The sequence below is a fragment of the Streptomyces sp. W16 genome (assembly GCF_033194735.1).
Lineage (GTDB): Bacteria > Actinomycetota > Actinomycetes > Streptomycetales > Streptomycetaceae > Streptomyces.
The window spans coordinates 1-8,196 of the sequence record NZ_JAWOAI010000458.1 but is presented as its reverse complement, the minus strand read 5'-3'; the positions used below and the strand labels follow the sequence as shown (position 1 = coordinate 8,196).

Sequence of the window (8,196 nt, the reverse complement as noted above, 5' to 3'; positions counted from 1 at the left end):
CGGAGCGCTTGAGGACCGCGACGCCCTGCGGGCCGATTCCGGCGCCGGGCACCAGGACGGCGACCGGGCGCAGTTCGGCCCAGGCACGGGCGGCCTCGTCGCCGCGCAGACCGACGGAACCGTGCTGGACGACCGTGTAGTCGAGGCGGCTGAGCGCCCACTGGAGATCGTTGATGAACTGGCTGTAGAGGAGTCCCACCTGCATGGGAGGCGCCGGCATCAGCACCATGCGGCTGTGTCCGGCGCGCAGGCTGCGGGCCGCCGCGTGCGGGACGTACCCGAGTTCCTTGGCGGCCTCGTGGACGCGGCGGCGGGTGGGCTCGCTGATCCGTACGGCGCTGGTGTTGTTGAGGACGTAGGAGACGGTCGCGCGTGAGACGCCGGCCAGGCGGGCCACATCGGCGCTCGTGGGGACGGAGCGCGGTGCGGGCGACGGGGCTGCGGGCGTTTTCGGTATCTGCACCATGACGTACGGCATCTTGGCAGAAGCCGGGGGCGGGCAGCGCGGCGGGGGAACGGTCGTCACGACGGCAACATGGTCCGGGATTTTACGAACATGTTCGCCACGAACTTGTTCGGAGCGAACATGTTCGTTACTGTGGAGGCATGACAGCTCGCCCCGACACCCCGCGCAGCCGCCGTGAACGCCCGGCGAAACCCGCCCTGAGCAGGGCGGCGATCGTCGCCGCCGCCGTGGCGGTGCTGCGCGCCGAAGGTCTGCAGAAGGTCACCATGCGGCGCCTGGCCCAGGAGCTCGACACCGGTCCGGCCTCGTTGTACGTGTACGTCCGCAACACCGCGGAACTGCACGCGGCGGTCCTGGACGAACTGCTCGGCGCGATCGGGCCCGTCCCGGCCGAGGGCTCCTGGCGCGAGCGCGTGGAGCGGGTGCTCACCGCGTACACCGCGATGCTCTTCGAGCACCCGAGCCTCGCCCGTTCGGCGCTGACGGCCTGGCCCAGCGGCCCGCACTACCTGAACCTGATCGAGACCCTGCTCGCCCTGCTCGACGAGGGAGGCGTCCCGCCCGCGCAGGCCGCGTGGGGGGTGGACCTGCTGCTCCAGCAGGCCACCGCGACGGCCTGCGAGCACTCGGCCGAAGGCAGCACCCAGGACGACTGGGACGCCCTGGCCGACGCCCTGCGCAACGTCTCCGACCGGACCCACCCGCACATCGCCGCCCGTTCCGGCGAGCTGCTGTCCGGGGCGCACGAGGCCCGCCTGTCCTGGAGATTCCAGGCGCTGATCGCCGGCATCGAGCGGACCGCCGTACCTGAATGACGCTTCCCCTCAACTCCCGCCCTTTTCAAGGAGGTTCACCATGACCACCCCCCACCACCCCATCGCGATCATCGGCGGCGGACTCGGCGGGCTCACGCTCGCCCGGGTCCTGCACGTCAACGGCGTCGAGGCCGCCGTCCTCGACCTCGACGCCTCCCCCGCCGCGCGCACCCAGGGCGGCATGCTCGACATCCACGACGACTCGGGCCAGCCGGCGCTGCGCGCGGCCGGCCTGTACGAGGAGTTCCGCGCGCTGGTCCACACGGGCGGCGAGGCCACCCGCGTCCTCGACCGGGCCGCCACGGTCCTGCTGGACGACCCGGACGACGGCACCAGCAGGCGCCCGGAGATCGAGCGCGGCCAGCTGCGCGACCTGCTGCTGAACTCCCTGCCCGAGGGCACCGTCCGCTGGGGCGCGAAGGTCACCGGCGCCCGCCCGCTGGACGGCGGACGGCACGAGGTGACGCTCGCGGACGGCACTTCCTTCACCACCGACCTGCTGATCGGCGCGGACGGCGCCTGGTCCAGGGTGCGGCCCCTGCTCTCGGACGCGCGGCCCGCGTACACCGGCATCTCGTTCGTCGAGGCGGACCTGCCGGACGCCGACCTGCGGCATCCGGTGAGCGCCGAGGTCGTCGGCGGCGGCATGCTGATGGCGCTCGGCGCGGGCAAGGGCTTCCTGGGACACCGCGAGACCGACGGGAGCCTGCACATCTATGTGGCGCTCGCCGTCCCCGAGGACGAGTTCGACGGCGTCGACTTCACGGACACCGAGGCGGCGAAGGGGTACACGCTCGGGCACTTCGCCGACTGGGACAAGAGCCTGCGGGCGCTGATCGGCGACGCCGACGGGCCGCTGACCCCGCGGCGGATCCACGCGCTGCCGGTCGGACACCGCTGGGACCGGGTGCCCGGGGTCACGCTGCTGGGCGACGCGGCCCATCTGATGTCCCCGTTCGCGGGCGTGGGCGCCAACCTGGCGATGCTCGACGCGGCCGAACTCGGACTCGCGCTGGCCGCGCACCCGGGCGACGCCGAGGCCGCGCTCGCCGCCTACGAGGAGAAGCTGTTCCCGCGCAGCGAGGAGTCGGCGGCGGACTCGGCGGCGAGCGGGGAGCTGATGTTCCGCGACGACGCCCCGCAGGGCATCCTCGACATGTTCGCCTCCTTCGGCTGAGCCGGACTCAGCAGGGCGACGGCGTACCGGTCACACGGGCGACGAGGTCGACCCAGCCGGCCTCAAGGCGCTCCATGGGCATCCCGCACTGCCTGGTCAGATGGTTGATCAGGGCGGGGTCGAGGTAGGCCATGAGCGGCTGGGAGAGCAGTTCGCAGTCGGCGTCCGGCAGGATCTGCCGGAGCAGCATCGTGACGTGGGTGCGCAGCGCCAGGAGCGCGGTGTGGGAGAACCGGCGGGTCGGATCCGGCTGTGCGGCCAGTTGCAGGTCCAGCTGCTCCGCCGAGCGGTACAGGACCGCCACACCGAACGCCCGCAGCCGCTCGACCGGCGGGGCTCCGGGGCCCAGCGGCGGCGGTCCGCCCATGAAATCCGCCTGGAGTGTCTTCGCCGAGTGGTCCAGCAGGGCCATCAGCAGGCCGGTGCGGTCGCCGAAGCGGCGGAAGACGGTCCCCTTGCCGACCTGGGCCGCGCCGGCCACGGCCTCCATGGTGACGCCGGCCACCCCGTGCTCCGCGATCAGCCGGGCGGCGGCCTCCAGCAGCTTGGCCCGGTTGCGGGCCGCGTCGGCGCGCAGGCACGGCTCGTCGGTGAAGGAGCGGACCTCCAGCAACTGGGGTTCGCTTATGGACTCCTCGGGCTTCGGAAAGGGTGGCAGGGCGCTGGACATGAAGACAGCGTAAAGCACCGGGAACAAAACTGGACCGCGGTCCGCTTAGGCTGGTACAACTTCTAAACGGACCTCGGTCCGGATCGTTACAACAGTGTTTCAGCCCCCCTTGGAGTCCCCATGTCTGTTCGTATCCTCGCGCTCGTCGGCAGCCTGCGTGCCGGCTCGCACAACCGCCAGCTCGCCGAGGCCGCCGTGAAGTTCGCGCCCGAGGGCTCCGACATCGAGATCTTCGAGGGTCTCGCGGACATCCCGTTCTACAACGAGGACATCGACGTCGAGGGCGACGTCCCGGCCGCCGCCGCCAAGCTGCGCGCCGCCGCCGGTGCCGCGGACGGGTTCCTCTTCTTCTCCCCCGAGTACAACGGCACCATCCCGGCCGTCCTGAAGAACGCCATCGACTGGCTGTCCCGCCCCTACGGCGCCAGCGGCTTCGGCGGCAAGCCGGTCGTCGTGGTCGGCACCGCCTACGGCCAGTTCGGCGGCGTGTGGGCGCAGGACGAGGCCCGCAAGGCCGTGGGCATCGCCGGCGGCAAGGTGATCGAGGAGCTCAAGCTCTCGATCCCCGGTTCCGTGACCCGCTTCGCCGAGACCCACCCGTCCGAGGACGCCGAGGTCGTCACCCAGCTGACCGAGGTCCTCACCCAGCTGAAGGGCCACGCGGGCGAGGCCGTCGCCGCCTGATCGAGGCACCCCGCTTCACCGTCGAAAGGGGCCGGAGTCCACAGGAACTCCGGCCCCTTTCACGTCGGTTCGGGTCAGTCCAGTCCGGCCAGGCGCGGCACCGCGGGCGCCACGAACCGCTCGATCCACTCGGCCGGTTCCCCGGTGCGCGGGCCCAGGATCACCGTGTCGATCCCGAGCTTCGTGAAGCCGGCGATCTCCCGCAGGAAGGCTTCGGTGTCCCCCGTGGTGACCGACTCGCCGGTGTGGACGATCGTCTTGCGGATACGGTCGTAATCGCGCCCCAGCCGGTCGCAGTGCCCGCGCAGCACGTCGAGCTTGTGCCGCAGCTCGTCCGGCGTCGACACGATCAGGTTGCAGGCGTCGGCGTACTGGGCGACCAGCCGCAGCGTCTTCTTCTCCCCACCGCCGCCGATCATGATCTCGGGGTGCGGGCTGCTGACCGGCGCGGGCACGCACAGGGTCTCGGCGAGCCGGTAGTGCTTCCCCTCGAAGGGGCCGTTCGCCTCCGGGTCCCACATCTGCAGACAGATCCGCAGGGTCTCCTCCAGCCGCTCGAAACGCTCCGCGACCGGCGGGTAGGGCACACCGAGACCGTGGTGCTCACGGTCGTACCAGGCCGCCCCGATGCCGAGGGTGGCCCGGCCGCCCGACAGTACGTCGAGGGTGGTGGCGATCTTCGCGAGCAGCCCCGGATTCCGGTACGTCACACCGGTCACCAGCGCGCCGAGGCGGACCGTGGAGGTGTTGCCGGCCAGGAAGCCCAGCGTCGTGTAGGCCTCCAGCATGGCGTCCTCGGCACCGCCGTTGAACTCCATCTGGAAGTAGTGGTCCATCACCGAGAGCCAGCTGACGCCCGCCGCCTCGGCCGCGGCGCCCGCCGAGGCCAGCTCGGGCCCGACCGCCGCGGGCCCTCCGGGATGGTTGAACCGGTTGATGTGCACACCGACCCGCATGTCCGACTCCGTTTCGCAGTTCGCCCGGACCTTCGCCGTCTCCCGTGACGGTAGGTCTTCGAGCGTTCTCGAAGTCAAGCGTTCCGCGTGCGGGGCATCAGCTCTCAGGCGGCGAAGCCGGGTGGATAGCCCTCCGGGCCCAGGCCCAGGTAGAGGTCGTTGAGGCGGGTGTTGGCGGGCAGGTCGAGCGCGGTGAGGATCAGCCCGGCGACCTCGTCCGGCTGGTTGAGGGTCTCCGGCTGGTACGGGAAGCCGAAGCCCTCCCGCACGGCCCGCTGCATGGGTGTGGCCACGCACGCGGGGAAGACGGATGTCACGCGTACGCCGTTGCCCGCCTCCTCGCCGCGCAGCGACTCCGCCAGCGCCTTGAGGCCGAACTTGCTCGCGGCGTAGGCCGACCAATAGGGCTTGGCGGTCGGGCCCGCCCAGAAGTTGAGGAAGACGACGTGGCCGTGGGCCGCGCGCAGCGCCGGCAGGGTGACGCGGGTCAGCTCGGCCGGGCCGGTGAGGTTGACGGCGAGCTGGCCCGCCCAGGAGTCGGGGGTCGCGTGCTCCAGGCCGGCGAGGTGGATGACTCCCGCCGCGTGGATCACCGCGTCGAGCCGGTCGAGGCCGGCCTCCCGCACCGCGGGCTCGATGGAGGCGGGGTCGGTGAAGTCCAGCACGAGCGGGCGGGCGTCGAGCCGCTTGAGCTTCTCCGCGTCGCGGCCCACGGCCACCACCTCGTCGCCTCGTTCACGCAGCAGGCGTACGAGTTCGGAGCCGATGCCACCGGTCGCGCCGCTGACCATGATCAGTGCCATGTCCGCTGCCTCTTCCTCACTGGTCCGACGGGAAACGGGGGAACGTGTTCAGTTCGAACACGTTGAGCGCGTCGGCACCGCTCTCGTAGGTGCCCTCGGTCAGCAGCTCGCGCGTCGCGCGGTCCGCCGCCGTGTAGGCCACCTGCGCCAGCGCGGTGCCCACGCTGATCCTGCGTACGCCGGTCGCCCTCAGCTCGGCGACGGTGGGGCCGCCCGGCCACGCCATGACACTGATCGGCAGCGGTGCCTCGGCCACCAGGCGGCTCAGGGTGCCCGGGTCGAGGAGCAGCGGCACGAACAGCACGTCGGCGCCCGCCTCGGCGTAGGCCTTGGCACGCTCCAGCACGAGGTCGAAGCGTTCGTCCGGCTCGCCCACCTGGGCCATGTACACATCGGTGCGGGCGTTGATCACGAGGTCGGGCACGCCGGCGTCGGCGGCAGCCGCGCGGGCCGCCGCGATCCGTTCGGCCTGCGCGGACGGGGCGATCAGACGCTCCCCGTCCGAACCCGGGGCGTCCTCCAGATTGACGCCCACGGCGCCCGCCCGGGCGACCGCGTTGACAGTGAGGGCCACGTCCTGGGCGGTCGGGCCGTAGCCGGCCTCGATGTCGGCGGTGACCGGGATGTCCACGGCACCGGCGATCCGGCCGACCGCCGCGGCCATCTCGTCCCGGGTCAGCCGTTGGCCGTCGGGGCGGCCCAGGGACCAGGAGACGCCGGCGCTGGTGGAGCCGACGGCGGTGGCGCCGGCGCGTTCCATCACCACGGCGCTGCAGGCGTCCCAGGCGTTGGGCAGCACGAGCAGCTCACCCTCGGCGTGGAACGAACGGAACAGGGTGGCCTTGGCGTTGAGGGGGTGTGCCATGGCGGATACCTCGGCAATCGTGCGGTCGGTGTGCGGATGCGGGGGCGGTGCGGGTCAGGCCGGGAGGTCGACGTCCGTGGAGAGCGCGACGTCCTTCTGCTCCTCCAGTTCGCCGAGCCTGCGGCGAAGGGCGTCCTGGACGAGTGCGAACGCGTCGCTGCCCAGGACCAGCCGCAGCGGGGCCCGCTCCTGGTCGGCCAGGTCGGCGACGGCACGGGCGACCTTGCGCGGGTCGCCGGGGGCCGGGACCGCGCCGTGCTCGATGGCCTGGCGGACCAGCGCGGCCGGGGTGTCGGCGTAGGCGTCCAGCGGTACGGCCGAGTCTCCGCTGCGACCGGCGAAGTCGGTGCGGACGGTGCCGGGTTCGACCAGCGTGACCTGGACACCGAACGGCTCGACCTCGGAGCGCAGGGCCTCGAAGAAGCCTTCCACGCCCCACTTGGACGCGTGGTAGAGGCTCAGGTGCGGCAGCGTGGTCAATCCGCCCACGCTGGAGATCTGCACGAACCGGCCGCCGCCCTGGGCGCGCAGCTGGGGCAGCACGGCGCGGGCCAGCCGGATGGGGCCGAGCAGATTGGTGCCGAGCTGCCGCTCGATCTGCTCCTCCGTGACCTCCTCGGCGGCGCCGAACAGGCCGTATCCGGCGTTGCTGACCACCACGTCGATGCGCCCGAACGCGGCCCGGGTCCGCTCCACCGCCCGTGTGATGCCCTCGGGGTCGGTCATGTCCAGGGTGAGCGGCAGCAGCCGGTCGCCCGCGGCCTCGGCGAGCGGGGCCAGTGTCCCGGGCGTACGGACCGTGGCCGCGACCCGGTCCCCGCGCTCCAGCACGGTTTCGGCCAGGGCACGCCCGATGCCGGTCGATGTGCCCGTGATCAACCATGTGCGGTCCGGCATCTTCGAAGCCTTCCTGTGCGTTGCCGCCTGTCTGACTGGCATCTGCATGCTGCCATACAATACGAACGGTCGATCGTGCTTTTTTAGCCTATCAACCGCGCGGCAGCGCGGACCGGCGCCGGGGTGCGCGCAGCGCGCGGAACAGGATCGAGGGCCGCCGCAGCGCATGCGGACCGGTGCGCATGTTCACGACGTCGAGGAACATCCGGTGCACCTCCATGTCCGTGATGCAGCCGTCGATCAGCCGGTCCCGCAGATACAGCTTCGCTTTCTGACTAACCGTCAACTTCCCTGCCACGTGCGGCAGAAGGAGATCCTGCTCGGCCGACGTCTCCCAGGCGTTGTCCACGACGGCGGTGACCTGTTTGAAGTACGGACCGGCCGGCCGGCGCAGGTCGGGAGCGGACCGCAGCCACTGGTCGAGCGCCTCGGCGTGCAGTGCCGCGGCCGTCATGCCCTGGCCGTAGACCGGGTTGAACGAAGCGACGGCGTCGCCCAGCGCGACGAGCCCGGCCGGAAAGCGGCCCAGGAGGTGGAAGTCCCGTCGGACGCTGGCCGGAAAGCGATAGACGGCCACATCGCCGAGCGGCTCACAGTCGCGCACCAGTTCCCGCATCGGCGGCACGTCCGCCGTGCAGCGCGCCACGAACTCGTCGTAGCAGCGTCCCGGCCGGTCGTCGGCGAAGCCCGTCGTCAGGGCGATCCAGCGGCCGTCCTCGACCGGGCTGAGGGAACTGGCACCCGGTTTCCCGGAGCGCAGGGTCCGGGTGGAGTGCGCGGCGCGGACGCCGGCCAGCCGCTGTCCGGGCTCCCGGCGGAAAAGACAGGTCGCGTAGCCGATGTCCGAGCCCACCCGGCGGCGG

Annotated in this window: 9 protein-coding genes and 1 pseudogene; 3 read left to right on the top strand and 7 right to left on the bottom strand. The window is 71.9% G+C overall.

Annotation, left to right across the window (positions count from 1 at the left end; all coding sequences use genetic code 11):
• Nucleotides 1-478 (bottom strand): LacI family DNA-binding transcriptional regulator (locus tag R6V09_RS40165; protein WP_317886429.1); only part of this gene is annotated, 478 nt, incomplete at its 3' end.
• 128 nt (nucleotides 479-606) lie between these two features.
• Here R6V09_RS40165 and R6V09_RS40160 point away from each other — a divergent pair.
• The gene (locus R6V09_RS40160; protein WP_317886428.1) at nucleotides 607-1,281 is read left to right on the top strand and encodes a TetR/AcrR family transcriptional regulator; all 675 of its coding nucleotides are present in this window, start codon (nucleotides 607-609) and stop codon (nucleotides 1,279-1,281) included.
• 40 nt (nucleotides 1,282-1,321) lie between these two features.
• Nucleotides 1,322-2,458, top strand: a complete 1,137-nt coding sequence (locus R6V09_RS40155; protein WP_317886427.1) for an FAD-dependent oxidoreductase — start codon at nucleotides 1,322-1,324, stop codon at nucleotides 2,456-2,458.
• 7 nt (nucleotides 2,459-2,465) lie between these two features.
• On the opposite strand, the gene R6V09_RS40150 is transcribed toward R6V09_RS40155, so the two are convergent.
• Entirely contained in the window at nucleotides 2,466-3,146 is a 681-nt protein-coding gene (locus R6V09_RS40150) for a TetR/AcrR family transcriptional regulator (protein WP_317886426.1), read from the bottom strand.
• Nucleotides 3,147-3,248: 102 nt separating this feature from the next.
• Between R6V09_RS40150 and R6V09_RS40145 the strand changes: the two genes are divergently transcribed.
• Nucleotides 3,249-3,812, top strand: coding sequence for an NADPH-dependent FMN reductase (locus R6V09_RS40145; protein ID WP_317886425.1), 564 nt, complete (start codon nucleotides 3,249-3,251; stop codon nucleotides 3,810-3,812).
• A 74-nt stretch (nucleotides 3,813-3,886) separates the two neighbouring features.
• Here R6V09_RS40145 and R6V09_RS40140 read toward each other — a convergent pair whose 3' ends face one another.
• The 5 genes and pseudogenes from R6V09_RS40140 to R6V09_RS40120 form a co-directional block, all read right to left on the bottom strand.
• The gene (locus tag R6V09_RS40140) at nucleotides 3,887-4,768 is read right to left on the bottom strand and encodes an LLM class F420-dependent oxidoreductase (RefSeq protein ID WP_317886424.1); all 882 of its coding nucleotides are present in this window, start codon (nucleotides 4,766-4,768) and stop codon (nucleotides 3,887-3,889) included.
• A gap of 104 nt (nucleotides 4,769-4,872) precedes the next feature.
• Complete coding sequence (locus tag R6V09_RS40135; RefSeq protein WP_317886423.1) at nucleotides 4,873-5,571, bottom strand: SDR family NAD(P)-dependent oxidoreductase; 699 nt, start codon at nucleotides 5,569-5,571, stop codon at nucleotides 4,873-4,875.
• Nucleotides 5,572-5,587: 16 nt separating this feature from the next.
• Nucleotides 5,588-6,436 carry an isocitrate lyase/PEP mutase family protein gene (locus R6V09_RS40130; protein ID WP_317886422.1) on the bottom strand — a complete coding sequence of 283 codons (849 nt, stop codon included), beginning with the start codon at nucleotides 6,434-6,436 and terminating at the stop codon, nucleotides 5,588-5,590.
• Between the two features lie 54 nt (nucleotides 6,437-6,490).
• A complete protein-coding gene (locus tag R6V09_RS40125; RefSeq protein ID WP_317886421.1) occupies nucleotides 6,491-7,333 on the bottom strand; it encodes an SDR family oxidoreductase in 843 nt (280 codons plus the stop codon).
• Between the two features lie 91 nt (nucleotides 7,334-7,424).
• Nucleotides 7,425-8,196: pseudogene (locus tag R6V09_RS40120) on the bottom strand (NAD(P)/FAD-dependent oxidoreductase); the annotation flags it as partial.